The organism is Citrobacter sp. Cpo065 (assembly GCF_030332805.1).
Taxonomy (GTDB): domain Bacteria; phylum Pseudomonadota; class Gammaproteobacteria; order Enterobacterales; family Enterobacteriaceae; genus Citrobacter; species Citrobacter portucalensis.
In genome coordinates, this window is sequence record NZ_JAOWHC010000034.1 from 114,929 (window position 1) to 141,779 (window position 26,851).

The following is a 26,851-nucleotide window of genomic DNA, read 5'->3' on the forward strand; positions in this document are numbered from 1 at the left end:
TCATTATCATCAAACTACAAATTTGCGGCAAGCGTTTTTGTGAAATAATTGTGACGAGAACGTTTTTTGCGCAATAAGCAAGGGGAAAACAAGGGATTAGCGCCGGGCAAGGTGATATTGCCCGGCGAACAGCATTAAAAACGGCTATCAACCGCAGAGGCGAGTTTTTCAACCAACAGTTCAGTATCTTCCCAGTTCAGGCACGGGTCGGTAATGGACTGACCGTAAACCAGCGGCTGGCCGCTAACGATTTTTTGCGTACCTTCACGCAAGAAACTCTCCGCCATAATCCCGGCAATCGCCGTCGAACCATTGCGAATTTGCTGGCATACATCATCACAAACGTCCAACTGACGGCGATGCTTCTTCTGGCAATTGCCGTGGCTAAAATCGACCACCAGATGCTCAGGCAGGGAAAATTCGTGCAGGGTATCGCAGGCGGCAGCAATATCTTCAGCATAATAATTCGGCTTTTTACCGCCACGCATGATGATATGCCCGTAAGGGTTACCGCTGGTCTGGTAAATGGTCATCTGACCGGTTTTATCCGGCGAGAGGAACATGTGACTGGCGCGGGAGGCGCGAATCGCATCGACGGCGATGCGCGTGTTGCCATCCGTTCCGTTCTTAAAGCCGACCGGGCAGGAGAGCGCGGAGGCCATTTCACGATGGATCTGACTTTCGGTGGTGCGCGCGCCAATAGCTCCCCAACTGATTAAATCAGCAATAAACTGGCCGGTCACCATGTCGAGGAATTCAGTCGCCGTGGGGACGCCCAGTTCGTTGACCTGCAACAGCAGTTTTCGCGCCAGTTCAATACCGTGGTTCACACGATAACTGCCATTCAAATCCGGGTCGGAAATCAGACCTTTCCAGCCTACGACGGTGCGTGGTTTTTCAAAATAGGTACGCATCACGATTTCCAGACGCGCCTGGTGCTTAGTGCGCAGCGCCTGTAACCGTGTCGCGTATTCCATCGCGGCATCAAGATCGTGAATCGAGCAGGGACCTACGATCACCAGTAAACGGGGGTCTTCACCATTTAAAATTTTTTCTATCCGACGTCGGGAGTCCGTAACATGACGGGCGACGGAGGACGAAACAGGATGCCGTTGCGCAAGCTCTGCTGGAGTGACCAGGTTGTCAATACGCGCAGTACGGAGTTCATCGGTTCTGTTCATTACTTGTCTCAGAAATTTGTTGCTTCAACGGCAGGACTACCGGGAAGTGATGTACATCACAATATCACACTCATCCTGCCTGGTGGCGAGCATAATAACAAAAAATCGAACCAATGCACTAGCATTCTAGTACATGCGGCGATTCAGTCCCATGATATCGAGGATCTTGGTAGCAATCTCTTCTACCGAATAATTGGTACTGTTCAGCCAGGGGATCTGGTTTTTCCGATAAAGCGCTTCCACCTCAGCAACTTCCATACGGCACTGACGCAGCGAGGCGTAACGGCTGTTCTCACGGCGTTCTTCGCGGATGGCAGCCAGGCGCTCAGGGTCGATAGTCAGACCGAACAGCTTATGCTGCAACGGCTTCAGGGAAGTGGGCAGCACCAGATTATCCATATCATCGGCAATAAAGGGGTAGTTGGCCGCGCGGATACCAAACTGCATGGCCAGATACAAACTGGTCGGGGTTTTGCCGCAACGGGAAACGCCGAGCAGGATCACCTGCGCCTGATCGAGGTTGCGCAACGAAATACCGTCGTCGTGGGCGAGGGTGTAGTCAATGGCAGCGATGCGCGCGTCGTACTTGTTGAGGTTACCGGGATTCAGACCGTGCGTACGGTGGGCGATAGGCGTAGGGTCGAGTTTCATCTCGTGCTGCAGTGGGGCAACCAATGCCTGCACGATATCCTGACAAAACCCTTCGCTTTGCAGAATGATCGAGCGAATTTCCGGCAGGACGATGGAGTAAAACACTAAAGGGCGCACGCCAGTTTGTTGGTAGATAGCGTCAATCTGGTCTTTAACCGCGCGCGCACGACTCTCATTTTCCACAAACGGCAGCGTAATGCTGCTGATCGTGACCGGAAATTGCGACATCACCGCGTGACCCAATACCTCGGCGGTGATGGCCGTACCATCAGAAATATAAAATACGTGACGATCAACAGCATTATCCATTTTGCTCATCCTGGGGCAGATATAATTCTCTGAAAGCATAAATTAAAATTCGCCAGAAGCGAATATTGCCGCATCTATTTTATAAAATGAAACAGTATTTTTATATTTAATGAAAAGTACATTTCATTTTTCGGAACAAATGTTTATACCGGTCGTTTTTGTGGTGATCCCGTGTGGCTCGCGGGTTTGCGCAAATGCGGAAACAATCTGAAAAAATAAAAAATAAAGTTGCTTGAACGATTCACCGTTTTTTTCGCCGGAGTAAATATGCCAAGATAATTACGCAAAATTGAGTTTCCTAACCTCGTTCATATATAAGGATTGTTCGATGTCCAACAATGGCTCGTCACCGCTGGTGCTTTGGTATAACCAACTCGGCATGAATGATGTAGACAGAGTTGGAGGCAAAAATGCCTCCCTGGGTGAAATGATTACTAACCTTTCAGGTATGGGTGTTTCCGTACCGAATGGTTTTGCAACGACCGCCGATGCGTTTAACCAGTTTCTGGACCAGAGCGGTGTAAACCAGCGCATTTATGAGCTGCTGGATAAAACGGATATCGACGATGTCACTGAGCTTGCGAAAGCCGGGGCACAGATCCGCCAGTGGATTATCGACACTCCTTTCCAGCCCGAACTGGAAAATGCCGTCCGCGATGCCTACGCGCAGCTGTCAGCGGACGATGCCAATGCCTCTTTTGCCGTGCGTTCTTCCGCTACCGCAGAAGATATGCCAGATGCGTCATTTGCCGGTCAGCAGGAAACCTTCCTCAACGTCCAGGGATTTGATGCCGTACTGGTTGCCATCAAACACGTATTTGCCTCGCTGTTTAACGACCGCGCGATCTCTTATCGTGTTCACCAGGGCTATGACCACCGTGGCGTCGCACTTTCTGCTGGCGTTCAGCGGATGGTGCGTTCTGACCTCGCGTCCTCAGGCGTAATGTTCTCCATCGATACCGAATCCGGTTTCGACCAGGTTGTCTTTATCACGTCCGCCTGGGGCTTGGGCGAAATGGTCGTGCAGGGCGCCGTTAACCCGGATGAATTCTACGTGCACAAACCGACCCTGGCGGCTAACCGTCCGGCGATCGTCCGTCGCACAATGGGATCGAAAAAAATCCGCATGATTTACGCGCCGACCCAGGAACACGGTAAGCAGGTGACCATTGAAGATGTCCCGCAGGAACAACGCGACATTTTCTCCCTGACTAACGAAGAAGTGCAGGAACTGGCCAAGCAAGCGGTGCAGATCGAGAAGCACTACGGTCGTCCAATGGACATCGAATGGGCGAAAGACGGCCATACCGGCAAGCTGTTCATTGTTCAGGCGCGTCCAGAAACCGTGCGCTCTCGCGGTCAGGTGATGGAGCGTTATACGCTGCATGCTCAGGGTAAAATTATTGCTGAAGGTCGCGCCATCGGCCACCGCATTGGCGCGGGTCCGGTCAAAGTCATTCATGACATCAGCGAAATGAACCGTATCGAACCAGGCGACGTACTGGTTACCGACATGACCGACCCGGACTGGGAACCGATCATGAAGAAAGCGGCAGCAATTGTCACTAACCGTGGCGGTCGTACCTGTCACGCGGCAATCATTGCCCGTGAACTGGGGATCCCGGCCGTGGTGGGCTGTGGCGATGCGACCGAGCGCATGAAAGATGGTGAGAAGGTAACTGTCTCCTGTGCCGAAGGCGATACCGGTTATGTTTACGCTGACATGCTCGACTTTAGCGTGAAGAGTTCCAGCGTGGAGACCATGCCGGATCTGCCGTTGAAGGTGATGATGAACGTCGGTAACCCGGACCGGGCTTTCGACTTTGCCTGTCTGCCAAACGAAGGCGTCGGCCTGGCGCGTCTGGAATTTATCATCAACCGCATGATTGGCGTACACCCGCGCGCGCTGCTGGAGTTCGATGACCAGACGCCTGAGCTGCAAAATGAAATCCGCGCCATGATGAAAGGTTTCGATTCTCCGCGTGAATTCTATGTCGGTCGTCTGACGGAAGGGATCGCAACGCTGGGTGCGGCGTTTTATCCAAAACGCGTCATCGTGCGTATGTCGGACTTTAAGTCCAACGAATATGCCAACCTGGTCGGCGGTGAGCGTTATGAACCGCATGAAGAGAACCCGATGCTGGGCTTCCGTGGGGCGGGCCGTTATGTTGCCGACAGCTTCCGCGACTGCTTCGCGCTGGAATGCGACGCAGTAAAACGTGTCCGTAACGACATGGGCCTGACTAACGTTGAAGTGATGGTACCGTTTGTACGTACCGTTGCCCAGGCGAAAGCGGTGGTGGAAGAGCTGGCACGCCAGGGGCTGAAACGCGGCGAGAACGGACTGAAGATCATCATGATGTGTGAGATCCCGTCTAACGCCTTGCTGGCCGAGCAGTTCCTCGAATACTTCGACGGCTTCTCCATCGGCTCAAACGACATGACGCAGCTGGCGCTGGGTCTGGATCGTGACTCTGGTGTGGTTTCTGAACTGTTTGATGAGCGTAACGACGCGGTGAAAGCGCTGCTGTCGATGGCGATTCGTGCAGCCAAGAAACAGGGCAAATACGTGGGTATTTGCGGCCAGGGACCTTCTGACCACGAAGACTTCGCGGCCTGGCTGATGGAAGAGGGGATCGACAGTCTGTCGCTGAACCCGGACACCGTCGTACAAACCTGGCTGAGTCTGGCGGAACTGAACAAGTAATATCATGCCTTATCCGGCCTATTCAACGTAGGCCGGATAAGATGCGTGAGCATCGCCATCCGGCGCTTTATCCTGTAATACTCTCCACGGTCAAACGCTGAATAATATCCTGACGAAGCTGGTATTTTTGTACTTTACCGGACGCCGTGCGCGGTAATTTCTCCACGATCACAATGTGCTCAGGGTATTTATACTTTGCCACCCGCTTGCGGCTAAAAAAGGCCACCACTGATTCCAGCGACAACGAATGATGCGGGGGTTTGAGGACCACGTAAGCACACGACCTTTCACCTAAGCGTTCGTCCGGCATCGCGACAACACAGGCATCGTGAATGCGAGGATGCTGCAATAAAATATCCTCAACTTCGCGGCTGCTGATGTTTTCTCCACCGCGGACAATGATATCTTTTTTCCGTCCGGTGATTTTGATGTACCCCGCATCGTCCATTCGGCATAAGTCGCCGCTGTAATACCAGCCGTCTTGATCCAGCGCGCGGGCGGTAAGTTCGGGTTCATCGAGGTAGCCCATAAACACATTGGGACCACGCGAAGCTTCTTCACCTTCTACCCCCGCGGGCAACGTATTGCGTGCTTCGTCGACCACTTTAATTTCGACGCCTGCAGCAGCATATCCGTCGGTATTCATCATGCGAGAAAGCGAATCATCGAGATTGACCAGCGCATGCGGTGAACTCTCTGTCGAGCCATAAATGCTTAATAATTTTATGCCGAGCTGCTGGCAGTCACGGGCAATCTTCTGTGGAATGGTTGTGCCCCCACATAAGAAAAAGCGTAGCGATGAGAGATCGCGTGGTCGTTTTTCCATGCTACACAACATGTCGTAGACGAAGGGCGTTGCGCCGAGCACACAGGTACAGCGTTGTTGCTCCAGCAGTTCAAGACAGGCGGTTGGGGTGAAAATATCTAACAATACGCTGCGTGCGCCGATTAAAAACGGTGCAGTAACGCCATGCAGAAAACCGGTAGCGTGTCCCAGTGGTGCGGGCATCAAAAACACATCCTGCCAGGTGAGATTGAGGCGGGCACAGTAGGCGCGCTCGCTGGCAAGGATGTTGTTGTGGGTCAGCATTACGCCTTTTGGCATTCCCTCGGTACCGGAGGTAAACAACACCGCCGCCAGTTCATCGGCGTGAACATTAGTCATCTGGGTTAAAGGCGGAGCTAAAAGCAGTTGACTGAGCGCCAGCGAGGTAGTTGCCGGAGCCAGTTTATCCACGGCAACGATCTGTTGCAGATGCGGCAACTGGTTTTGTAAGGGGAGGATCAGATCGACCGGTCGGGTCTGTTTAAACAGCGTCGGTGCGAAAAAAATCTTCGCTTTACACTTATTTAGCACCCATACCAGCTCTGCTTCACGCCACGCTGGCAGCAGAGGTACGGAAACGGCCCCGGTTTTCAGGCAGGCCAGGTAGATAATCGTAAACTCGCACCAGCCCGGTAACTGGAAGGCAATGCGATCGCCGGGTTGAATACCGCAGGCTAAAAACCAGGTTGCCAGACTGCTGGCCGCGCTGTCGAGTGCAGCATAGGTGTATGAAGCGCCATGGTTATCAACCACGGCGATTTTATCTGGCATGGCTCTGGCAGTTTGGTTCCAGTAATCGCCAAGCGAAGCATCTCCCCATAAACCCTGTTGCCGCCAGACTTCGCGGCGTTCGGCGTTAAACGTTAGTGTGATACTCATGAAGTTATTCCCAGGATGATTTCGGCATACATCTGACCGGATGGCCGGCGTGGCCGATCCGGTGTACTACAGGCAAAATCCATTAGCCGTAGCGAAAATCAACGCCAAATGTTCCGACCGGATATTCCCATTGGTCGAGGATCGTGTCGCCGCACAGTACTCGACACGTTCCGCACTCCAGGCAACCAGCAGAATCAAAATGAATGTTTCCACTCTCATCCTGCTTATACAGCCCGGCGGGGCAGGCTTTCAGCAGCTTGCGAAATTCATTAAGGTCTGGATGTTCGGCCAGGATAATGTGCGGGTGGCCTTCATCGACATTGAATTTATTGACGCCCAGTTTGACGTCAACGTTAACGGTATTGTCCTGATTCATAGTGCAGTTGCCCCCTTGATACCGTCTTTCAGTAAGTTCATCAGCCCGATTTGTTTTGCGTGGGACATAATCATCTTTCGAACCGGTTGATTTGGACGTCCGTCAACGGTGAACATATCGCTCATGATGTCGGCCACCATACGCGGATACTGAGTGAACAGCCGTGGGTTTTCCATTAACGCCGGGATCTTGCGAAAATGCTGTAAATCACGCATCACACAGCCCTGTTCGAGCGCGCGCTTGTAGTCCATCAGGCTGCTGGCAGAGAAATCCTGGCGTCCTTTTGCTGCAATAGCTGTTTGGGCTGCGGCTTCTGCGGAAGCGATGGCCAAATCCATACCTCGCACCGTGAAACCCAGGTTCAAACAGAAACCGGCGGCATCGCCCACGATCATCACACCGTCATCGACCAGCTTTGGAACCATTGCCAGACCGCCTTCCGGCACCATATGCGCGGAATATTCCAGTAGTTCTCCACCGGCAATCAATGGCCGAATAGTTGGATGTTGCTTAAAGTCTTCCAGCATTTGTGGAATGCTTTTTGTGGCATGGGCAATATCCCCCAGACCACACACCAGACCCAGAGAGATGGAGTCCTGGTTGGTATACAAAAATCCGCCTCCCATCAACCCATCAGACGGTGAGCCTGCAAACAGCCAGGCCGCGCCTTCATTACCTGAAAGATTGAAGCGATCTGCAATGACCGCTGGAGGTAAGCCGATCAGCTCTTTTACGCCAACGGCATAGTGATGTGCAGAAGAGGGCGGAACCATCCCCAGGGAACGCCCCAGCATAGAGTTGACGCCATCGGCAAGGATGACAATATTGGCTTCCAGGATATCGTCACCGGCCTGAACTCCGGTAACCTTATTACCTTCGCGGATCAGGGCATCGACGCGCACGCCGGGGATGAACTGCACGCCAGCTTGTTCCGCTTTTTCCATTAGCCATGGGTCAAGTCTGTTGCGCAAAACGGTATACGAATCCTGCGTTGGTGCGTCAGCTTTTTCACGATGGAAATCGAGAGTGACGGCGCTTTCTTCGGTCAGAAAGGAGATTTTTTCGCGGGTGACTTTACGCTCGAGCGGCGCTTCCTGCGCGAACCCCGGCATGATGCGCTCAAGACTATGTGCATAGAGTCTTCCGCCGGTCATATTTTTACTACCAGCACTGTTACCGCGCTCGATGACCAGTACGTCCAGTCCGGCCTGAGCCATCACGTAGCCTGCAACCGTACCCGCCACGCCAGCACCGACCACAATGGCATCAAATTTTTCATCTGACATGCTTTATGCTCCCTTCCCGCTGCGAGGGCAGCGGGATATGTGCGTTAAATGTGGGGGTTAGCGGCTGAGATGCTCGATAAGAGCCGGAACGACTTTGTAGATGTCGCCGACCAGTCCGTAATCGGCGTAATTGAAAATAGGGGCTTTCTTATCTTTGTTGATGGCAACAATGACTTTCGCGCCGTTACCGCCAACCATATGCTGAATTTGTCCTGAAATGCCGAGGGTGAGGTAAAGGTCCGATTTCAGTAACACGCCAGAAACGCCGATGTAGCGTTCGCGTTCCATCCAGTTTTCGCCTTCGGCAATCGGTCGTGAACAACCCACTTCTGCACCCAGTACAGACGCCAACTGGTGCACCATCTCCAGATCGTTTTGCGCAACCAGGCCGCGGCCCACACCCACCACACGTTTGGCTTTGCTGAGATCCACGCTGCTCACGGATTTGGCGCGACGTTCCTGGCACATAATTTCATGGTGCGGTGCGATGTAAGGTGCGGAGACAACAGGGCAGGTATGTGAAGCATTAGCCTCTACCGGTTCAAGTACACCTGGGGCAAGGGTGATAATTGCCTGAGTTGTTTTGATTTTTTCTTTGCCGAATGCCAGGCCACCGTACATACGGTGTTCTGCGAACAGTGAGCCATCATCAAGCGTTACCGACGTGGCGTCATTTACCATCGCTGCATTGAGCTGAATACTTAACCGCGCACCAAGGGATTTAGCGCGTTTAGTCGCTGGCATCAGCAATAGCCCGGTGTGTTCTTGTATCAGGGCGGCGATGGTCTCGGCAAAATTTTCAACACGCTGTAAACCAGATGTTGTTTCAAGCACGACAATCTCATCGGCACCCAGAGGTTTAACCTGATTGGCCTGTTCGTTGCCTTGTACAATAAGGTGTACCTGTTCACCCCACAGGCGTGCGCCGGCCATTAATTCTGCATAGCGTTCTACGTTATCGCTGAACACCCATACGTTAGCTAATTTACTCATGATAATTTCTCTCCGTTGGGCTTAGTTCAGGGCTTTTTTCAGATGCTCAGCCAGCTCGGCGATGGCTTCTGCTGAGTCATTTTCCAGAATGATGTGCTTACGTTCTGTTTGTGGCGGAACGGTGAGGCTCACCAGTTCTGCTAACGGTGAGGCAGGTGTCCAGCCAATATCGCTGGCTTGCCACGGTGTGACTGGTTTTTTACCTGCGCCCAGAATGGCTTTCATCGAGGGAATACGCGGCGTATTGATATCCGAGGTTACGCACAGCACGGCGGGGAGCGACAGTTCAATCACTTCAACTTCGTCTTCCAGCGTACGTTCAACCACAATGCGATCGCCGTTACGTTGGATGTTGCTGACGGCGTTAATTACCGGAAGTTGTAAGAGTTCGCCAACCAGTAAGCCAACCTGCTGGGCGTAGATGTCTCCAGACCCTTCGCCGAACAGTATCAGGTCGAATTCAATGTTTTTGGCCGCGCAGGCCAGCGCCTGAGCCGTGTCTCGCGGTAATGAATGCTCCAGTTGGGGATCCTGCACCATAAACAAACTGTCCGGCCCGCGGGACAGTACATCTTTACGCACTTTGGAGTTTTGCAGTAGCGAGCCGCCAACCGTTAAGGCGACGATTTCATCACCTTCCGCACTAAGTTGCGTCGCGGCCTCTATTGCATTCAAATCAAACTGACTGATTTTGGCATCGGCCCGGTCAAAGTTAAGCGAACGTTCTGGGGTAACAACAATGTCCTGTTCTTCAGGCACCAACTTAAAGCAGGTTATTAGTTTCATGGCATCTCCAGTGATTCTCGTGTGGATGATGACGGGGAGTGACATCACCAACAGTAGGGAAAATTGACTGAAAATAGTGTGCGGCAGAGGGGGACTGTTTTCGACGGGGCAATCTGTTTTCATTCCCAACAATCTTGCAAAAAAAAGGACTTTAGGAATGCTGAGTTTATGAACGTAAAGACGACGTCGGGTGTTAAAGTGATAAATATGGAAATAAAATCGAGACGTTTTTTTGAGAAATGGATCATATTTTTATCCGTTTCTGCACGCACTTTGTTTCTGGTGTGTAAATTATTATTGCTGACTTAATAACATTTATACTTTCCTGTTATTTTAAAATAAAAAAATTTGCGCGAGCAGCGTGCTGAAGTTGGAGGTGTCATCTTGCAGACGACGCAAATAATTTTGTTTCGCCTGGATAGAATAACGTTGTATAACATCATCATCGTTTTTACTTTTCAATATTAACTATCCGCAAAATTACTGCCTTTCGGTGGAGGTTGTCATGTATCAACGCTGTTTTGATAATGCCATGGAGACCCTTTTTGAACAGGGAAAAACCCCGAGATTTTCGCGATTCGTCATCAGTGATGATCCTAACTGGGAGTCGGGTCATCATGTTCATGACAATGAAACAGAGCTTATCTATGTAAAAAAAGGTGTCGCAAGGCTAATTATCGACTCTTCGCTGTATGTCGCACATGCGGGTGACATCGTAGTGATAGAACAAGGGCGGTTACATGCGGTTGCTTCCGATAGCAGCGCACCTGCAACCACTTACACCTGTGCGCTCTACGGCTTTCGTTTTAACGACTGGCAGGAGAACCAACTCTTGCAGATGCACTCGTGTCCGGTTATTAACGTCAGCCAGGGCAAAGAGGTTATTAAAAGTATCTTTAATGAACTGAGTGTTATGATCCCGCAGAGCAAGAATAACCTGACGTCTTCCGCTTATGACGCCTTCGCTTATGCATTAACTGTTTTATATTACGAAAACTTTAAAAATGCTTATCGTTCTGAGCAGGGATATATTAAAAAAGATATCTTAATTAAAGATGTGTTGGTTTATTTAAATAACAATTTCCGAGAGAAAATTACGCTGGAACAGTTGTCTAAGAAATTTCGTGCCAGCGTGAGCTATATCTGTCACGAGTTTACTAAGGAGTATCGTATTTCGCCGATTAATTATGTGATTCAGCGGCGAATGACAGAGGCAAAATTTGCCCTGACGAATACGGAGTCCTCGTTGGCAGAAATTTCCTGGCGGGTAGGGTATGAAAATGTCGATCACTTTGCCAAACTCTTTCAGCGGCATGTGGGTTGTACCCCCAGCGATTATCGTAAGCAGTTTAAAAATAACCTTGTAGAACAGGAATGTTTGATGCCAGAAATATGATTAACCTGGCTCGTGCCGGATAACGCATTTGCGCTATCCGGCAAGCATTACTGCTTACTTATTCTGATAATCTTTCAGGATTTGGCGACCCGCGACGTAAATCATGATTTCATCTGTACCACCGCCAATGCGTTCACAGCGGACATCACGCCAGAAGCGAGAAACGCGTGCTTCGTCGGTGTAACCCAGCCCACCCATAATCTGAATGGCGTCATCAATCACTTCCATTGCAGTACGTGCACAATACAGTTTTGCCAGCGCTGCACTGGTGCGCAGAGACTGTTCCTGATCGGCCTGCCAGGCGACTTTTAATACCATATTGCGCATGTTATCGATTTTAATCGCCATCAGCGCCAGTTTTTCCTGGATCATCTGATTGTGACCAATTGGCTTACCGAATGCGATGCGCTGGTTGGCGTAACGGGCGGCATCTTCGAAGGCGCATTCAGCAAAACCGGTGCTGCGTGCAGCGTTGATCAAACGTTCCATTTCGAAGTTGTACATGACGTTGAGGAAACCCATGCCTTCCTCTCCGACCATATCACTTTCATCCACTTCAACGTCATCAAGATAGACTTCGCAGGTGCTGAGCATATGCCAGCCGATTTTGTGCAGCGGATTAACCTTAATGCCGGGTTTTTTCGAATCGACCCACCACAGCGTAAAGGCTTTTTTCGGATCTTTTGGCTCCGGATCGCGGGCCAGTACCAGCATATATGGATACTCTTTTGCGCCGGTGATAAAGGTTTTCTGCCCGTTGAGATAGACCTTACCGTTTTTGCGGGTGTAGCTGGTGGTCGCGCTGTTGTTGTCGGAGCCAGCTCCCGGTTCGGTTAATGCCAGCGCATACGCTGGATCGCCCGTTTCCATGGTGCTTTCTGCGGTCTTACGCAGCTGTTCAGCGGATCCAAAACGACGCATACTGTGAATGCACTGACCGTTAGTGATCAAAAAAGCGGGTGCGCCGCATTTTGAAACTTCCATCAGCGCCAGCATCTGTGTGACGTAATCCGCCGGGATGCCACCAAACTCTTCCGGAACGCCCAGCATCGAAATACCGTTGTCCGCCAGGGCACGCATAAACTCTTTCGGGTAGGTCGCCGTCTGATCGCAGGTACGGAAATATTCTTCCGGGAAATTGCTGGTAATCAGTTCTCGAATACTGGCAAGCAGCAGTTCTTGTTCTTCAGTTAAAGAAAAGTCCATCAGGGTACTCCTTTTAATTGGCGGCGTCGGGTAATACAAAACCCATCGAGGCATCGATAAATAATCTTTCGTCCATCAGCTTCAGATTTGGCGAAATAATTGGCGTGAAATCCATCTTGTCCAGGATGTCTTCCTGTAAAGAGACTCCCGGTGCAATTTCGATTAAATGAAGACCATCTGCTTTTAACGTAAAGACAGCGCGTTCAGTGATGTAACGCACATCAAGTCCACGTTCGAGAGCAATTTTTCCGCTGAAAGTCACTTCAGGTAATTCGTTGACGAATTTTTTCACCCGACCTTCCTGCACGATATTTAACTTGCCATCGGCAACTTCCGTTTTCAGACTTCCGGCAGTTAACGTGCCGCAGAATATAATTTTTTTGGAGGTGGCGCTAATATCGATAAAACCGCCGGTACCCATGATTTTGCCATTGAATTTGTGTACGCCGACGTTGCCGTGGCGATCGACTTCGGCAAAACTTAAATAGCACACGTCCAGTCCACCACCGTGATAGAAGTCAAACTGGGAGGTCATATCCAGAATGGCGCGGGTGTTGACGTTGGCGCCGAAAGCAATACCTTGAGAGGTGATGCCGCCAATCGGACCCGTTTCGACTGTCAGAATAAAATCGTCAGCACAGCCTTCTTCGCGCGCGACGAGGCCAATGCCATCGGCAATGCCTACGCCAACGTTGCCGACCGCACCTTTGCGCATTTCAAACAGGGCGCGTCTGGCCACCAGTTTACGCTGATTGAGCGGCAGGGCAGTCTGTTGGCTGTCATCGAGAACAAAATCGCCAGAGATAAAGCGGTTAACCGGCGCGCCACCATACAGTTGCGTTTGGTCGGGGTCGATGACCACAATATCGACCAGATAGCCGGGAATACGCACCGATTTCGGATGCAACGTGGCTTTCTTCACCATCTTTTGCACCTGCATCATAACGATGCCACCGTTATTGTGTACGGCCTGGGCAATCACCAGCGCATCAAGATACATCACTTCATCTTCAAAGGTGGCGTAGCCTTCACTGTCGCAAGTGGTGGCGCGAATAAAGGCGATGTTTGGCGCAATGGCTTTGTAATACAGGTACTCTTTGTTATCAATTTCCACCAATTTGATCAGATCTTCGGTGGTCACTTCATTCAGCTTACCGCCCTGTTGGCGAGGGTCAACAAATGTACCGATGCCGATATCACTAAGGATCCCCGGCTGGTGAGCCGCCGATGCACGCAGGGTTTGGGTTAATACGCCCTGAGGATAGTTATAGGCAGCAATTTTATTTTGTTCAGCCAGATCGGAGATTCGCGGTGATTGTCCCCAGTGTCCGCATAATGCCCATTTGACTAAACCTTCCTGTGCCAGTGGGCTAATTCCCCGGTCGGCACGGTCACCCAGACCTGTAGGACTAATCAACGCTAAATTTCGTGGTGACTGAGAATTTTTATATTTTTCAGCCAGTGCATTAATTAATGTTGTTGCTTCGAGAATACCCCCTCCAGCACCTAATACACAAAGCGTTGCTTCATCAGGAATATAATTGACTGCATCTGCAGCGGATAATACGGGTACCCGACCATCTATCCGATTTGGCCTTGAAAATTTCATGTGAACTCCAGATTATATGCGTGCGACTACCTGTCGCTATATTCGACAATAATATTGTGAGTTATTTAATGACGCTTAATTACCGGCCAGATATCCGTGGTTAGACGAATATCTGGGGTAGGGCATTAGTGATATTTATATGGATATATCTGTAATTAAGCCTGATGCAATATTGTCAATACAGTACGCAGGTCGGTGACCGAAATTTGTCCTGGTGCGGAGGCTTTTTTTACTGCCCCAAAGGTTGCCGCTGAACCGAAAACCTCACCAGACAAACGTGAAATCACCCCTGTTTTAGCCATCGACATGGTGATTATCGGGCGATCGGCATAGCGTTCTTGCATTTCCAGCGTGGCACTAAGCAGCGTCAGAACATCCGTTTTATTTTGCGGCATCAAGGCAATCTTGGGGATATCTGCGCCCAGCTCCTGCATTTTACGCAGGCGCTGGACAATCTCTTCAGCGGCTGGTGTCTTATGAAAATCGTGATTAGACATAATCACAAAGACATTTTTCGCGTGCGCATGCTCGACGGTCGCTTTGACCAGTTCGTCTCCGGTAAACAGTTCCAGATCGATCATATCCACCAGACCGCTGTCTACCGCCGCGCGGTTAAGTGCAATATAGTGCTCGACAGACAGAGCCTGTTCACCGCCTTCTTTGGCGCTACGGAAGGTGAAAAGCAGTGGTTTGTCAGCCATCACATCGCGGATGGTGCGCGCAGCTTCCAGCACAGCCTCAATGGAAGAGACATCGGTGAAATGGTCTACGCGCCATTCCAGAATGTCGAAATCCGCTTCGCGATAGGCCAGCGCTTCGCTTTTTACCGTTGCGATGTCTTTACCCATCAGCGAGACAATGATCTTCGGCGCACCCTCGCCAATAACGAGGTTTTTTACGGTTACGGTTTTCATTGATTACCCTTTAACTATTGTACAAATGCTTGCCCGTCAGGCGGCAAAACCCATAACCTGTTTCACATACTCCAGTGGGAAATCTTTCCCGGTCCAGAGCTTGAACTGTTCAGCCCCTTGCCACAACAACATGCCGTAACCATCAATTGTTTTGCAACCAGCACTTTGTGCCTGCTGCAATAATTTGGTCATATGCGGGTTGTAGACGCATTCGGTTACCAGCAGTTCCGGACGCAGCAGGGACGCGTCGGTCACGAGAGATTCATTTTCCAGCGGCTTCATGCCGACTTTAGTGCCGTTGGTCAAAATATCTGCGCTGGCAAGTGCATCAGCAAAAGCCTGGCGATCGGCGAGATCGATAACGGTGACCACGCAGTCGGTGTTTTCATTGACGCGTTTGGCAAACTCCTGCGCTTTGGCAAAAAACTCATCCTGGCGGTTAAAGAGTTTAATTTCTTTGATGCCTTCAATCGCTGCCTGTGCACCAATAGCCGTCGACGCACCGCCTGCGCCCAACAGTACCATGGTTTTACCTTTGATATCGAAACCACTTTCCTTAATTGCACGAATATGGCCCGTGCCATCGGTATTGTAACCGCGCAGATAACCATCATCATTGACGATAGTGTTAATTGCGCCGACCAGCTTGGCTGCGGGTGTTAATTCATCAACATACTCACATGCCAGCTGCTTGTTGGGCATTGAGACCCCGGTACCCCGCATCTTTAAGGCCTTCAGCCCGGCAATTGCATTAGCAAACGTTGAGTTATCAACTTCAAATGCCATGTAAGTGAATGGCAATCCCGCTTTTTCTAATGCCTTATTTTGCATTTCAGGCGACAGACTGTGTCTGATAGGGTAGGCCATCAAACCAATCAGTTCATATTTAGCAGTTACGTCCATTTGATACTCCTTCTAAACAATTTATTGAAAATAACGCTCGCCCAACCGCACATCATTTTTGGGGATATCAAATACGCGGTAGTAACGAATAAAGACGATGATGGCGGTGACAAAAGCCAACAGAGCAAATGCAAGGTCCAGCAAAATAATGTATTGCAGACCAATGTTAGAGAGGTATCCGGTGATTAATGGGATAATAAAGTTGGCTACGCCACCCATCATCATATAAATACTGGTGACTTTGGCTTTGCTCTTGGGAAAGAACTCTGACATCACCGAGACACCGAGCTGTAAAATACCGCCAGCGGCAGAGAATCCAATGAGAAATGAACCGGCGTTACATACCAGCGGAGATGGGTATAAATAGATCATGGCTGCGGTGATGGTTGCCAGTCCGGCGTTAAATACGTTTGCCCAAATAGGTCGTACCCATTTTTTCAACAGTGCGGCAAAGATAAATACGCAGACCAACGACCCCATACTGTAGTAAGAGATTGTTTTCAATGCGTCGGATTCTGCCATGTCAGCAAAGGCCATCGCATATTTCGGCATCCAGACCACGATGACGTAAAAAGTCGAAAAGGCAGCAACACCAAACATGACGGATGCCACACCTTCCAGCCAGACCAACGGTTTACTGTTCATCTGTGGCAGATCTTTCGCGATGCCGGCATCCACCATCTGGCTGGGGAAACGACTTTTTAGCAGCATCAGGGTAATGACTACAAACAACGCTCCCGGGATAATGACCGCATAACCGTACCAGATATGGTTGAGCAGCATGGTACTGACGACGATGGGGTAGATCATCTGCCCAAACGAGACCATAGCTTTCACCAGGATAACGGCTGAGCCAGAGGCTTTAGGGAAGCATTCCATTAACGCCGGGTACCCACCGGTATCCAGTGCCGAGTTTGCCACGCCAACGCAAACGGCCAGAATAAAGGCAATCATCAGATTAGGGCTGGCGGGAATACCGAAGAAGAACAGTATATAAAGAATAGCCCCTAACAGAATGATAGCCCGACGACCAAATTTATCTGAGAGCACGCCAAAGAATAATATGCTCACCAGTCGTCCCAGACCAATGCCTGAAATCAAATAGGCAATTCCTGCATTGTCGGTGGAAAACTTTTCTGCAAGAGAGGTCATATTTTGCGCCAGTGTAATGACGCTAATGCCGTGTAGGAAATAACTTAAATAAATACAGGTTATCGCCAAAAGAAATGGCGTATTAAAGGTCTTGCTTTGAGACATTTTCACAACTCCTTGCGGATTTTAAAATTGTTCTGTGCTCGTCGATATTGTTTAAATTGCGGCGACCTTGTAATTAATATACCGGGCGGCAGCCACAGAACCTACATAGCATGGCGTTTAAGTTACCAGGTATATTGCATAACACACTGTGAAATTGAACTCTGCCAGCCGGTGTTTTGTTGATGTTTTAAAACATATGCCAATTATTTTGCAGAAGGGGGGAACAATATTGCATCCACGCTATTCTACGGCTTGTATCATTTTTAGCTGATGCTTTGACGCGATGTGGCTGCGATAACCAATAAATAACGCCAACAGGAACCCAACAGCAGCTATGCCAGTATCAAACCACATGATGTGAGCAATACTGGTTTCTGAGAGTTTTGCTGTTATCAATGGAATGGTGAAGGTCGCAATGCTGCCCGCGCTATAGTAAATCCCGGTCGCTTTACCCTTCGCATGCGGAAAGCGTGCGGCCATGAGCGTTAAACCGATTTGCACAACGCCCCCTGCGGAAGAAAAACCGATGACAAACGCAAAGATAATGACCACGTAGGGTGTCGGATGCAGACAAACCATCAGCAATGCGACAAATGAGATAAACGTATACAGCATCAGCATCGATGTCGCGCGTTCTGCTTTTCGCGCCAGCGGGGCGGTGATCAGCACGCACAGTAGAGAGCCGCAGGTATAAATGCTTAACAGTTTGATAGATAACGTATAGGACATTCCTGCGACAAACTGTCCGTATTGCGCCAGCCACTGGCTTACCAGGTAAAATGTTGCCATTGCGATGTAGCCGTATAGGGTGTAACTGGCAAGGTCGAGCAGGGAGCAACGATGTTTAGGTTGTGCGGTTTCTCGTTCAGCAGGTTGTGCCCGGATGACGATATGAGTCCCGGGGTGTGGCGGAAACCGACAGCGAAACAAAAACACGCCGTTGAGTATCATAACGGCAGCCGCCAGCAGGAAGGACCAGCCAAACCAAAGTTCGCTCCACACCAGCAGGCTGATGATCATTGGCAGCAGGAACTGACCGCTGGAGACGAAGGCTTTTATCAAAATATTGGCTGTGCTGGGGGAGCGGGGGAATGCCTCCATCAGGCTGGGATAGGTTCCGGCATCGAGAAAACTGTTTGCCATTCCTGCTAAAAAACCAAAAGCATAGGCAAGAAAAATACTGTGAGTATTGATGATGCCAATAAAGAAAATCAGGTAGCAGGTCATACCAAGGATAATAAATGGTCTGCGACCGTAGCGATCGGAAAGCATCCCTGCCACTAATAAAACGCTTAAGCGGCCGATGCCGAGTGAGGAAATAACAATCGAGACGCCCGCAGCATTGGTTTGCCACTGTTGTTCCAGCGAAGACATATTGAGGCTCATCAGAATGACCCCCATACCGTGCACAAGGTAATTTAGGTACAGCCCTATCGCAGTGGAGAAATAGGTGTTTTTCATAATGTGTTACTCAGCGAAGAGGCTAAATAGGTAAGGCGTTGCAATCTCTTAACACATACGCTCAAGATCGTGAGCATAGAGTTCAACAGCAGCCGACTGATAGATTTTCCAGTCGAGAAAACCATCGTGGTGATAAACCGCCTGAAAAGCGTTCAGATCGGGGAAAAAACGCATGGTGTTATTACCGATACGATTATTTATTTTGTCGATAATTGCATTAATTCTTAACTTCCTCCTTGCTTTCATTTCTGAACAAATGCGGATGATGTCTTCTGGAATTTCTCTTTCACCCTTTTCCCATTGCTGCCAGGCGGCAACATTGTTATCGCGCGCGATATACCTGGCGCTTTCTTCCACCGTCATAGCAAAAATATGGCGGATCGCCTGTAGTTCTAATGCGTTCATTATTTGGTCACTTCATAAAAGACGGTGGAATAGTAATAACATTGCTGTGGATATTTCTGCTTGAAGAGAGTCACAGTATTTTGTGCAATATTATTTGTTCCTTGACGGGGAAGATAATGTGTTGGTGCGTTAAGGTTGGTGGAGTGGCGCGCGAAGGACAAAAAAAAGCCCAACGTGGGAGTTGGGCAAAGACTACACACAGCAATTCGTTGTTTCACTCAGGGGATTTCCATGCTTATAAATCAATGTGTTGATCTAAAGCCATGGGCTAATAGTAGGCATAGTGATTTTTTACGTCGATCAGATTCATCTCAATAGTTTAAAAACTGTAAAGAATTTGCGACACAAATGATTATTTAAAGAAGGGCGAGGTTGGGTCTAATCCCGCAAGAGGGAGGATTGATTAGTATTGTTAAACAATCAGGCGGCGCTGCCGCCTGATGTTGGATTACTTATTGCGTTCGATTTCAGCAATTTCTTCGAGGATTTCATCCGGATTGGTACCTGGCGCAGGGGCTTCGTTTACCCAGGCGGAAAACAGACGCCAGGAAACGGCCAGCACTACTGGACCGATAAACAGACCAATCATGCCGAAGGCAATCAGTCCGCCGATGACCCCGGAGAGAATCAGGATCAGTGGCAAATCGGCACCCATACGAATCAGCATCGGTCGAATCACGTTATCCAGTGTTCCGACCACGCCGCTCCACACCAACAGCACGGTGCCCCAGGTGGAATCCCCCGTCCAGTATAGCCAGATAATGGCCGGAATCAGCACCGGCAACGGCCCCAGTTGCACCAGACAAGACAGGATCATCAATACCGCCAGCAGCGTGGCGTAAGGCACGCCGGTTACCGCCAGACCAATACCCCCGAGCACTGCCTGCACCAGAGCGGTGACCACAACGCCTAATGCGACTGCGCGAATGGCTTGTGCTGCCAGCAGAATGGCAGCATCGCCACGTTTTGAGGCAAGACGGCAAGCGAAGTGACGAATACCTAATGCGACCTGTTCACCGCGCCAGTACAACAGGGCACTGAACAGCAGCATCAGACCACAGTGCATCATAAAGCGGCCGATATGCGCGGCCTGACCGACAAACCAGGTGGTGGTGGTACCGATATAAGGACGAACCTTGGCCATAATGGCCGAACCGCCCATATCCAGTAAACTGTGCCATGCGCCATACATTTTGGCACCCACCAGTGGAATGCTGTTCAACCAAGCCAGATCCGGTAGCGTCATATCACCTGCGGTTACGGCATGGATCAGCGGCCCGCTGCCATCGACGATACTGTTAACCAGCAGCGCGATGGGGATGATGAACAACAACACCAACAACAGCGTCATCACCAGTACGGCAAGTGAACGACGTCCCCAGAGCAATTTTTGTAAGCGTAGCAGGATAGGCCAGGTCGCAATGACAATCGTACCTGCCCAGGCAAAACCGAGGATAAAGGGCTGAACAATCCAGAGACAGGCCACGATCAGGATGGCTAAAAACAGCACCGATAGCAGCACTTGTGCAATATCCCTGGGCTGACGGAAATTTACCATAAATACTTTTCACCTTTGTCTTTGCGCCAGAACGTTGACGCGACGTGAACACGTTAATCACACTCTATAATGATGAGCAATTTCAGCGGTTTTGAACAGGCGGATTCTGCCTGTAAATCTGCTGAGCGTATTAGAAAAAAATGTGATACAACAAACAAAGCAACACGCAAACGATTAAATTCACAACACAGACCGCAGGAAAGGGTCACTATAATGATTCCACAAATTTCTCAGGCGCCAGGTGTCGTTCAGCTGGTGCTCAATTTTTTGCAGGCGCTGGAGCAGCAAGGATTCACGGGTGATACGGCAACGAGCTATGCCGATCGTCTGACAATGTCGACGGATAACAGTATTTATCAGCTGCTTCCTGATGCTGTCGTTTTCCCTCGTTCAACCGCAGATGTGGCGCTAATCGCCCGTCTGGCGGCAGAACCGCTATTCTCGTCGTTGATTTTTACCCCGCGCGGCGGCGGCACCGGGACTAACGGTCAGGCGCTGAACCAGGGCATTATTGTTGATATGTCCCGCTATATGAGCCGCATTATTGAAATCAACCCGCAAGAAGGTTGGGTGCGGGTAGAAGCCGGGGTGATAAAAGACCAGCTCAACCAGTTTCTGAAGCCATATGGCTATTTCTTTGCCCCCGAATTATCCACCAGTAACCGGGCAACGCTCGGCGGGATGATCAACACCGATGCGTCCGGGCAAGGATCGTTGGTTTACGGTAAAACTTCCGATCATGTGTTGGGCATCCGTGCGGTGCTGATGGGCGGTGATATTCTGGATACCCAGCCCATGCCGGTCGAGCTTGCCGAAATGCTGGGTAAAAGCAATACCACGATTGGCCGAATCTATAAGACCGTTTATGAGCGTTGTCGTGATAACCGACAGCTGATCATGGATAAATTCCCGAAACTTAATCGCTTCCTGACGGGTTACGATCTGCGGCACGTCTTTAACGATGAGATGACCGAATTTGATTTAACCCGCATTCTTACCGGCTCTGAAGGTACGCTGGCGTTTATCACCGAAGCCCGCCTTGATATCACGCCACTGCCCAAAGTCAGACAGTTGGTTAACGTTAAGTACGATTCGTTTGATTCGGCGTTGCGTAACGCGCCGGTGATGGTGGAAGCGCGCGCATTGTCGGTAGAAACCGTCGACTCCAAAGTACTCAATCTGGCGCGTGAAGACATCGTCTGGCACTCGGTAAGCGAACTGATTACCGATGTCGCGGATAAAGAGATGCTGGGCCTGAATATTGTCGAGTTTGCCGGTGACGACGAAACCTTGATTAATTCGCAGGTCAGCGCACTCTGCGAACGCCTGGATGGGTTAATCGCTCGCCAGGAAGCGGGCGTTATTGGCTGGCAGCTATGTACCGAACTGGCGGGCGTCGAACGAATTTACGCCATGCGCAAAAAGGCTGTCGGTCTGCTGGGCAATGCAAAAGGTTCCGCGAAGCCAATTCCGTTCGCCGAGGATACCTGCGTTCCTCCGGAGCATCTGGCTGACTATATTGCCGAGTTTCGCGCGCTGCTCGACAGCCATGGTCTGAGTTACGGCATGTTCGGCCACGTGGATGCTGGCGTGCTGCACGTCAGGCCGGCTTTGGATATGTGCGACCCGCAGCAGGAAGTGCTGATGAAACGCATTTCTGATGATGTCGTCGCGCTGACGGCAAAATATGGCGGTCTGTTGTGGGGTGAGCACGGGAAAGGTTTCCGTGCGGAATACAGTCCGGCGTTTTTCGGTGATGAACTGTATCGTGAACTGCGCAAAGTGAAATCGGTGTTTGATCCGCAAAACCGGCTCAACCCCGGCAAAATCTGTCCACCGGAAGACGTTGATGCGCCGATGATGAAAGTGGACGCGGTGAAACGCGGAACGTATGACCGTCAAATCCCGCTGGCCGTACGCCAGGAGTGGCGTGGGGCAATGGAGTGTAATGGCAACGGGTTATGCTTTAACTTCGATGCGAAAAGCCCCATGTGTCCGTCGATGAAAATCAGCCTTAACCGTATCCATTCTCCGAAAGGGCGAGCTACGCTGGTACGTGAGTGGCTGCGTCTGTTGGCCGATCGCGGGATCGATCCTGTGCAACTGGAAAAAGAGCTACCGGAGAAACGCGCCAGTTTACGCACGCTGATTACCCGTACCCGCAACAGCTGGCATGCACGCAAGGGCGAATACGATTTCTCGCACGAAGTAAAAGAGGCGATGTCAGGGTGCCTGGCGTGTAAAGCCTGTTCCACACAGTGTCCGATTAAAATTGATGTGCCGGAGTTCCGCTCACGCTTCCTGCAACTGTACCACACGCGTTATCTGCGCCCGTTGCGCGATCATATGGTGGCGACCGTTGAGAGCTATGCACCGCTAATGGCGCGGGCGCCTAAAACGTTTAACTTCTTCATCAATCAGCCGCTGGTGCGAAATCTGGCTAAAAAGCACATTGGAATGGTTGATTTACCGCTATTGTCTGCGCCGTCGCTGCAACGCCAACTTGTGGGGCATCGTTCCGCCAATATGACGCTGGAACAGCTCGAATTACTCAGCCTCGAGCAAAAAGCCCGTACGGTGCTGGTGGTACAAGACCCTTTCACCAGCTATTACGATGCGCAGGTGGTCGCTGATTTTATACGTCTGGTAGAAAAACTGGGTATGCAGCCGGTACTGCTGCCGTTTTCGCCAAATGGCAAGGCGCAGCACATTAAAGGCTTTTTAAACCGTTTTGCCAAAACGGCGAAAAAGACATCCGAGTTTCTTAACCGGGTAGCGAAGCTGAATATTCCGATGGTGGGTGTTGATCCGGCGCTGGTGCTTTGTTATCGCGATGAATACAAGCTGGTGCTGGGAGAACAGCGGGGTGATTTCCATGTGCTGCTGGCCAACGAATGGTTATCAAAAGCTGTGGAAACACAGCAGTCAGTCGCTGTTGGCGGTGAACCGTGGTACTTCTTTGGGCACTGTACCGAAGTGACGGCTTTACCGGGCGCGCCTGCACAATGGGCGGCTATTTTTGCTCGCTTTGGCGCAAAGCTGGAGAACGTCAGCGTGGGGTGCTGTGGTATGGCGGGCACTTACGGTCACGAAGTGAAGAATCACCAAAACTCATTGGGGATCTATGAGTTATCATGGCACCAGGCAATGCAACGATTGCCACGTAACCGTTGTCTGGCTACAGGGTACTCCTGTCGCAGCCAGGTTAAACGCGTTGAAGGTACGGGCGTTCGCCACCCATTACAGGCACTGCTGGAGATTATAGGATGATCTGGAAACGTGAAGTCACACTCGAGGCTCTCAATGCCATGGGTGAAGGAAATATGGTTGGGTTGCTCGATATTCGTTTTGTGCACATTGGCGACGATACGCTGGAAGCTACGATGCCAGTGGACCATCGCACCAAACAACCCTTTGGGTTGTTGCACGGCGGCGCATCCGTGGTGCTGGCGGAAAGCATTGGTTCGGTAGCTGGCTACTTGTGTACTCAGGGTGAGCAGAAAGTGGTGGGCCTGGAGATCAACGCCAACCATATCCGTTCTGCACGGGAAGGGCTCGTCAGGGGTGTATGTCGCGCGTTACATACAGGTTCTCGTCACCAGGTGTGGCAAATAGAAATCTTCGATGAGCAGGGTCGATTGTGCTGCACGTCGCGTCTGACGACCGCAATTTTGTGATGCATATTGCTTTTGGTCATTATCTGCACAGGGAATGGTGTTATACTGTGCAGGTTTTGAACACAAGCGAGGATGATATGTCTACCCAATTAGACCCTGCCCAACTGGCAATAGAATTTTTACGTCGTGATAAAACCGATCTTTCACCGGCTCAGTACCTGAAAAGGCTGAAACAGCTTGAGCTGGAGTTTGCAGATCTGTTGGCGCTCTCTTCCACTGAACTGAAAGAAGAGATCTATTTTGCCTGGCGCATGGGCGTTCATTGATTCCGGTATGCTTATCGTAACGAAACCCCGACACGCGTTCGGGGTTATTTTTTGCCTTAAATCTTCATTACCACTTCATCTCGCCGCTGTTAACCTTCGCACTTAGTTCCAGCGAGCTTACGTCTGCAAGGCCTGGCCATGCTGCCGTCATGGTTTTAATCACATAGTCCGATCCTTTCTTCGCCCCTATCGCCTGCTCAAACGACTGCAAATAGTCCTGGGTGAAGCGAATAGCTTTATCACCGGTTGGGCGGTCGCCAATGTAATGACCCGGGACCACCTGAGTGGGCTGTAAGCTCTGTATTTCGCTCAGTACGCTACGCCATGCACTACGTTGTTGTTCAGACTGTGTATCCGCCGTCCAGACGTGAATACCTGAAGCCACGCCTGTGCCGCCAATAATGGCTCGATTCGCCGGGATCCAGATATACGCTGCATAATCGTTGGCGTGACGCAGTTCCAGCGTTTCGTCATCAACCGTGAACTGCGTTTGCGTAGTCGCCTGCGGAACGGTGAGCGATGTTGGTGCGCCGTCCTTCATTTGCGGGCCCCAGAACTGCAGCTTGGCCTCTTTGGTGGCGCGGATATGGTCTACCACCTGCGGCGTTGCCAGGACTTTTACCTGTGGGAAGGCCTTAACGATGGGCTCCAGACCAAAATAGAAATCGGGATCGCCGGAGGTGATCACAATAGCCTTCAGCGTTTTACCGCTGGCGCGAATCATTTGCACCAGTTGTTCACCATCTTTGGTACTGAACTGGGCGTCAAACAAAATCGCCTCTTTTGGGCCAGACACCAGCGTCGAAGAAACCGGGAAAATAGCCTTATCCTGTGGATTATAGACGTCCAGCTGTAGCGGCGCGGCGAAAGCTGAAGACGCAAACAGAGGTAACAGCAGGGCCAGAGTTTTAACTTTCATACCAGGTAACCTTGTGCAGGAAATTGTCTTTTGATAGTTCCCGTATTTTAAGGATATTCGGATCTGTTAGAATTCCCTCATTAGGACATGCTGAGTTTCATAAAACGATCGGATGGGAACAATGGACAGAGTGATGGCGGCAACGGTATTCAACCATATCTGTGATTTGGGTAGCCTGAGCGCAGCCGCGCGTGCGTTGGGGCTTTCCCGTCCGATGGTCAGTCGTTATCTCGACGAGATGGAAAAATGGGCAGGCGCAAGGCTTATCCATCGCTCATCGCGTCGCTTGACGATCACGCCAGCGGGTGAAGAGGCATTAGTGAAAACACGTTCTCTGGCGCAACTTTCGCTGGATATTGGTGCCGCCAGTGCCGCGCAAATTCCCTCCGGCACGCTACGTGTAGCCTGCGCCCATTTTACCGCGATGCATATTCTTGCTCCGGTTCTGCCGACGTTTATGGCGCAATATCCGCAATTACGTATTGAGGTGGAGATCAATAATCAACCGGTAAGCCTTGTGGGGGAACGCATCGATGTGGCGATCCGCATAACGGATAATCCAGAGCCAGGGACTATTGCCCGTCGGTTGGGCGACTGTAAATCGGTGCTTTGCGCGTCTGCAGATTATCTGCATCAACATGGCACGCCTGAGACAATCGACGATCTCACACGGCACAATTGCCTGTACTACAGCGGTTTTGCCGGACAATCCTGGCACTTTTTGGATCCTCAGGGGCAGCCTGTCTCCGTTGCAATCAAAGGGAATTTGAGTGCAGGGATCTCTTCGCTGCTCTGCGAGTCGGCGGTGGCCGGAATGGGGATTGCGTTGGTACCAGAGCTGGAGGCGCAGGAAGGGCTGGAGCAGGGAAAGCTAATTCGATTACTGCCAGAACTTCAACCTAAGTGCCTGCCGATTTATGGTTTATACCTTTCGCGTGAACATCAACCCGCAGGGCTACGCCTGCTGCTGGACACGCTCAGTGAAGCACAGCGTTAAATATGTGATTGAACGCGTTTATAAAATAGTCAAACCGCAATTAGTGTTAAAAAAAACTAATCGGTGTATGAGATTCTTCTTATCGCCCCTTCAAGAGCTAAGCCAATATGAGTGCCGGAGATAAGCGCCGGATGGGGCCGGAACCCTTAAGCCTGCCAGCAAGCAGACTTAAGGGTTTTTCGTTGTTTGTTTATTATTTGAATTGTTTTTCCCTACCTTCATCCCCACCTATCCCTTAAATAGACATTTTCTATACATCTTTTGTCATTTGACCTGACTGAACGATTGG

Annotated in this window: 22 protein-coding genes and 1 other RNA gene; 6 read left to right on the forward strand and 17 right to left on the reverse strand. The window is 50.5% G+C overall.

Going from position 1 to position 26,851, the window contains the following annotated elements; genetic code table 11:
- Positions 1 to 134: 134 nt before the first annotated feature.
- Both aroH and ppsR read right to left on the reverse strand, forming a co-directional pair.
- Entirely contained in the window at positions 135 to 1,181 is a 1,047-nt protein-coding gene (gene aroH / locus OGY68_RS16695) for a 3-deoxy-7-phosphoheptulonate synthase AroH (RefSeq protein ID WP_286617273.1), read from the reverse strand.
- Between the two features lie 126 nt (positions 1,182 to 1,307).
- On the reverse strand, positions 1,308 to 2,141 hold the full coding sequence (gene ppsR / locus OGY68_RS16700; protein WP_003832602.1) for a posphoenolpyruvate synthetase regulatory kinase/phosphorylase PpsR: 834 nt from the start codon (positions 2,139 to 2,141) through the stop codon (positions 1,308 to 1,310).
- A gap of 328 nt (positions 2,142 to 2,469) precedes the next feature.
- On the opposite strand from ppsR, the gene ppsA reads away from it, so the two are divergent.
- Positions 2,470 to 4,848, forward strand: a complete 2,379-nt coding sequence (gene ppsA / locus OGY68_RS16705; RefSeq protein WP_003832604.1) for a phosphoenolpyruvate synthase — start codon at positions 2,470 to 2,472, stop codon at positions 4,846 to 4,848.
- Between the two features lie 67 nt (positions 4,849 to 4,915).
- Here the strand turns inward: ppsA and fadK are convergent, their stop codons facing one another.
- From fadK to OGY68_RS16730, 5 genes are all read right to left on the reverse strand, one after another.
- Positions 4,916 to 6,553, reverse strand: a complete 1,638-nt coding sequence (fadK, locus tag OGY68_RS16710) for a medium-chain fatty-acid--CoA ligase (RefSeq protein WP_057067839.1) — start codon at positions 6,551 to 6,553, stop codon at positions 4,916 to 4,918.
- An 82-nt stretch (positions 6,554 to 6,635) separates the two neighbouring features.
- The gene (locus OGY68_RS16715) at positions 6,636 to 6,929 is read right to left on the reverse strand and encodes a ferredoxin family protein (protein ID WP_003832609.1); all 294 of its coding nucleotides are present in this window, start codon (positions 6,927 to 6,929) and stop codon (positions 6,636 to 6,638) included.
- Positions 6,926 to 8,215, reverse strand: a complete 1,290-nt coding sequence (locus OGY68_RS16720; protein ID WP_057067842.1) for an FAD-dependent oxidoreductase — start codon at positions 8,213 to 8,215, stop codon at positions 6,926 to 6,928. The genes OGY68_RS16715 and OGY68_RS16720 overlap by 4 nt, the downstream gene beginning before the upstream one ends.
- 57 nt (positions 8,216 to 8,272) lie before the next feature.
- Positions 8,273 to 9,208 (reverse strand): electron transfer flavoprotein subunit alpha, encoded by a 936-nt coding sequence (locus OGY68_RS16725; RefSeq protein WP_057067844.1) that lies wholly within the window; start codon positions 9,206 to 9,208, stop codon positions 8,273 to 8,275.
- A gap of 21 nt (positions 9,209 to 9,229) precedes the next feature.
- Positions 9,230 to 9,994, reverse strand: coding sequence for an electron transfer flavoprotein (locus OGY68_RS16730; RefSeq protein ID WP_057067846.1), 765 nt, complete (start codon positions 9,992 to 9,994; stop codon positions 9,230 to 9,232).
- A 505-nt stretch (positions 9,995 to 10,499) separates the two neighbouring features.
- Between OGY68_RS16730 and OGY68_RS16735 the strand changes: the two genes are divergently transcribed.
- On the forward strand, positions 10,500 to 11,390 hold the full coding sequence (locus OGY68_RS16735; RefSeq protein ID WP_008784594.1) for an AraC family transcriptional regulator: 891 nt from the start codon (positions 10,500 to 10,502) through the stop codon (positions 11,388 to 11,390).
- 54 nt (positions 11,391 to 11,444) lie between these two features.
- Here the strand turns inward: OGY68_RS16735 and OGY68_RS16740 are convergent, their stop codons facing one another.
- The 9 genes from OGY68_RS16740 to ydiK form a co-directional block, all read right to left on the reverse strand.
- Positions 11,445 to 12,596, reverse strand: a complete 1,152-nt coding sequence (locus tag OGY68_RS16740; RefSeq protein ID WP_003832619.1) for an acyl-CoA dehydrogenase — start codon at positions 12,594 to 12,596, stop codon at positions 11,445 to 11,447.
- A gap of 13 nt (positions 12,597 to 12,609) precedes the next feature.
- Positions 12,610 to 14,205: an acyl CoA:acetate/3-ketoacid CoA transferase gene (locus OGY68_RS16745; RefSeq protein ID WP_008784596.1), complete on the reverse strand. Its 1,596-nt coding sequence runs from the start codon at positions 14,203 to 14,205 to the stop codon at positions 12,610 to 12,612.
- A 155-nt stretch (positions 14,206 to 14,360) separates the two neighbouring features.
- Positions 14,361 to 15,119 (reverse strand): type I 3-dehydroquinate dehydratase, encoded by a 759-nt coding sequence (gene aroD / locus OGY68_RS16750; RefSeq protein WP_057067848.1) that lies wholly within the window; start codon positions 15,117 to 15,119, stop codon positions 14,361 to 14,363.
- Positions 15,120 to 15,155: 36 nt separating this feature from the next.
- Entirely contained in the window at positions 15,156 to 16,022 is an 867-nt protein-coding gene (gene ydiB, locus OGY68_RS16755) for a quinate/shikimate dehydrogenase (RefSeq protein ID WP_003836604.1), read from the reverse strand.
- Between the two features lie 21 nt (positions 16,023 to 16,043).
- Positions 16,044 to 17,279 (reverse strand): MFS transporter, encoded by a 1,236-nt coding sequence (locus OGY68_RS16760; RefSeq protein WP_057067849.1) that lies wholly within the window; start codon positions 17,277 to 17,279, stop codon positions 16,044 to 16,046.
- Between the two features lie 240 nt (positions 17,280 to 17,519).
- Positions 17,520 to 18,740 carry an MFS transporter gene (locus OGY68_RS16765; protein WP_057067852.1) on the reverse strand — a complete coding sequence of 407 codons (1,221 nt, stop codon included), beginning with the start codon at positions 18,738 to 18,740 and terminating at the stop codon, positions 17,520 to 17,522.
- A 48-nt stretch (positions 18,741 to 18,788) separates the two neighbouring features.
- Positions 18,789 to 19,145, reverse strand: a complete 357-nt coding sequence (locus tag OGY68_RS16770) for a YdiL family protein (RefSeq protein WP_008784601.1) — start codon at positions 19,143 to 19,145, stop codon at positions 18,789 to 18,791.
- Between the two features lie 157 nt (positions 19,146 to 19,302).
- Positions 19,303 to 19,410: antisense sRNA RprA (rprA, locus tag OGY68_RS16775), an RNA gene on the reverse strand.
- A 183-nt stretch (positions 19,411 to 19,593) separates the two neighbouring features.
- Entirely contained in the window at positions 19,594 to 20,703 is a 1,110-nt protein-coding gene (gene ydiK / locus OGY68_RS16780) for an AI-2E family transporter YdiK (protein ID WP_003832632.1), read from the reverse strand.
- A gap of 213 nt (positions 20,704 to 20,916) precedes the next feature.
- On the opposite strand from ydiK, the gene ydiJ reads away from it, so the two are divergent.
- The 3 genes from ydiJ (at position 20,917) to OGY68_RS16795 (ending at position 24,646) form a co-directional block, all read left to right on the forward strand.
- Positions 20,917 to 23,973 carry a D-2-hydroxyglutarate dehydrogenase YdiJ gene (ydiJ, locus tag OGY68_RS16785; RefSeq protein WP_057067855.1) on the forward strand — a complete coding sequence of 1,019 codons (3,057 nt, stop codon included), beginning with the start codon at positions 20,917 to 20,919 and terminating at the stop codon, positions 23,971 to 23,973.
- Positions 23,970 to 24,380 (forward strand): 1,4-dihydroxy-2-naphthoyl-CoA hydrolase, encoded by a 411-nt coding sequence (gene menI / locus OGY68_RS16790; RefSeq protein ID WP_008784603.1) that lies wholly within the window; start codon positions 23,970 to 23,972, stop codon positions 24,378 to 24,380. Before ydiJ ends, menI begins: the two co-directional genes overlap by 4 nt.
- Positions 24,381 to 24,457: 77 nt before the next feature.
- On the forward strand, positions 24,458 to 24,646 hold the full coding sequence (locus tag OGY68_RS16795; RefSeq protein WP_003030540.1) for a YdiH family protein: 189 nt from the start codon (positions 24,458 to 24,460) through the stop codon (positions 24,644 to 24,646).
- 67 nt (positions 24,647 to 24,713) lie between these two features.
- Here OGY68_RS16795 and OGY68_RS16800 read toward each other — a convergent pair whose 3' ends face one another.
- Positions 24,714 to 25,565 carry a Vmh family MBL fold metallo-hydrolase gene (locus OGY68_RS16800; RefSeq protein WP_286617275.1) on the reverse strand — a complete coding sequence of 284 codons (852 nt, stop codon included), beginning with the start codon at positions 25,563 to 25,565 and terminating at the stop codon, positions 24,714 to 24,716.
- Positions 25,566 to 25,686: 121 nt separating this feature from the next.
- Between OGY68_RS16800 and OGY68_RS16805 the strand changes: the two genes are divergently transcribed.
- On the forward strand, positions 25,687 to 26,562 hold the full coding sequence (locus OGY68_RS16805) for a LysR family transcriptional regulator (RefSeq protein ID WP_057067859.1): 876 nt from the start codon (positions 25,687 to 25,689) through the stop codon (positions 26,560 to 26,562).
- Positions 26,563 to 26,851 lie beyond the last annotated feature (289 nt).

Excerpts from the sequence above, each read along its gene's own strand:
- aroH (WP_286617273.1), bottom strand. The coding sequence starts at position 1,181 with ATGAACAGAACCGATGAACTCCGTACTGCGCGTATTGACAACCTGGTC.
- ppsR (WP_003832602.1), bottom strand. The coding sequence starts at position 2,141 with ATGGATAATGCTGTTGATCGTCACGTATTTTATATTTCTGATGGTACG.
- ppsA (WP_003832604.1), top strand. The coding sequence starts at position 2,470 with ATGTCCAACAATGGCTCGTCACCGCTGGTGCTTTGGTATAACCAACTC.
- fadK (WP_057067839.1), bottom strand. The coding sequence starts at position 6,553 with ATGAGTATCACACTAACGTTTAACGCCGAACGCCGCGAAGTCTGGCGG.
- OGY68_RS16715 (WP_003832609.1), bottom strand. The coding sequence starts at position 6,929 with ATGAATCAGGACAATACCGTTAACGTTGACGTCAAACTGGGCGTCAAT.
- OGY68_RS16720 (WP_057067842.1), bottom strand. The coding sequence starts at position 8,215 with ATGTCAGATGAAAAATTTGATGCCATTGTGGTCGGTGCTGGCGTGGCG.
- OGY68_RS16725 (WP_057067844.1), bottom strand. The coding sequence starts at position 9,208 with ATGAGTAAATTAGCTAACGTATGGGTGTTCAGCGATAACGTAGAACGC.
- OGY68_RS16730 (WP_057067846.1), bottom strand. The coding sequence starts at position 9,994 with ATGAAACTAATAACCTGCTTTAAGTTGGTGCCTGAAGAACAGGACATT.
- OGY68_RS16735 (WP_008784594.1), top strand. The coding sequence starts at position 10,500 with ATGTATCAACGCTGTTTTGATAATGCCATGGAGACCCTTTTTGAACAG.
- OGY68_RS16740 (WP_003832619.1), bottom strand. The coding sequence starts at position 12,596 with ATGGACTTTTCTTTAACTGAAGAACAAGAACTGCTGCTTGCCAGTATT.
- OGY68_RS16745 (WP_008784596.1), bottom strand. The coding sequence starts at position 14,205 with ATGAAATTTTCAAGGCCAAATCGGATAGATGGTCGGGTACCCGTATTA.
- aroD (WP_057067848.1), bottom strand. The coding sequence starts at position 15,119 with ATGAAAACCGTAACCGTAAAAAACCTCGTTATTGGCGAGGGTGCGCCG.
- ydiB (WP_003836604.1), bottom strand. The coding sequence starts at position 16,022 with ATGGACGTAACTGCTAAATATGAACTGATTGGTTTGATGGCCTACCCT.
- OGY68_RS16760 (WP_057067849.1), bottom strand. The coding sequence starts at position 17,279 with ATGTCTCAAAGCAAGACCTTTAATACGCCATTTCTTTTGGCGATAACC.
- OGY68_RS16765 (WP_057067852.1), bottom strand. The coding sequence starts at position 18,740 with ATGAAAAACACCTATTTCTCCACTGCGATAGGGCTGTACCTAAATTAC.
- OGY68_RS16770 (WP_008784601.1), bottom strand. The coding sequence starts at position 19,145 with ATGAACGCATTAGAACTACAGGCGATCCGCCATATTTTTGCTATGACG.
- ydiK (WP_003832632.1), bottom strand. The coding sequence starts at position 20,703 with ATGGTAAATTTCCGTCAGCCCAGGGATATTGCACAAGTGCTGCTATCG.
- ydiJ (WP_057067855.1), top strand. The coding sequence starts at position 20,917 with ATGATTCCACAAATTTCTCAGGCGCCAGGTGTCGTTCAGCTGGTGCTC.
- menI (WP_008784603.1), top strand. The coding sequence starts at position 23,970 with ATGATCTGGAAACGTGAAGTCACACTCGAGGCTCTCAATGCCATGGGT.
- OGY68_RS16795 (WP_003030540.1), top strand. The coding sequence starts at position 24,458 with ATGTCTACCCAATTAGACCCTGCCCAACTGGCAATAGAATTTTTACGT.
- OGY68_RS16800 (WP_286617275.1), bottom strand. The coding sequence starts at position 25,565 with ATGAAAGTTAAAACTCTGGCCCTGCTGTTACCTCTGTTTGCGTCTTCA.
- OGY68_RS16805 (WP_057067859.1), top strand. The coding sequence starts at position 25,687 with ATGGACAGAGTGATGGCGGCAACGGTATTCAACCATATCTGTGATTTG.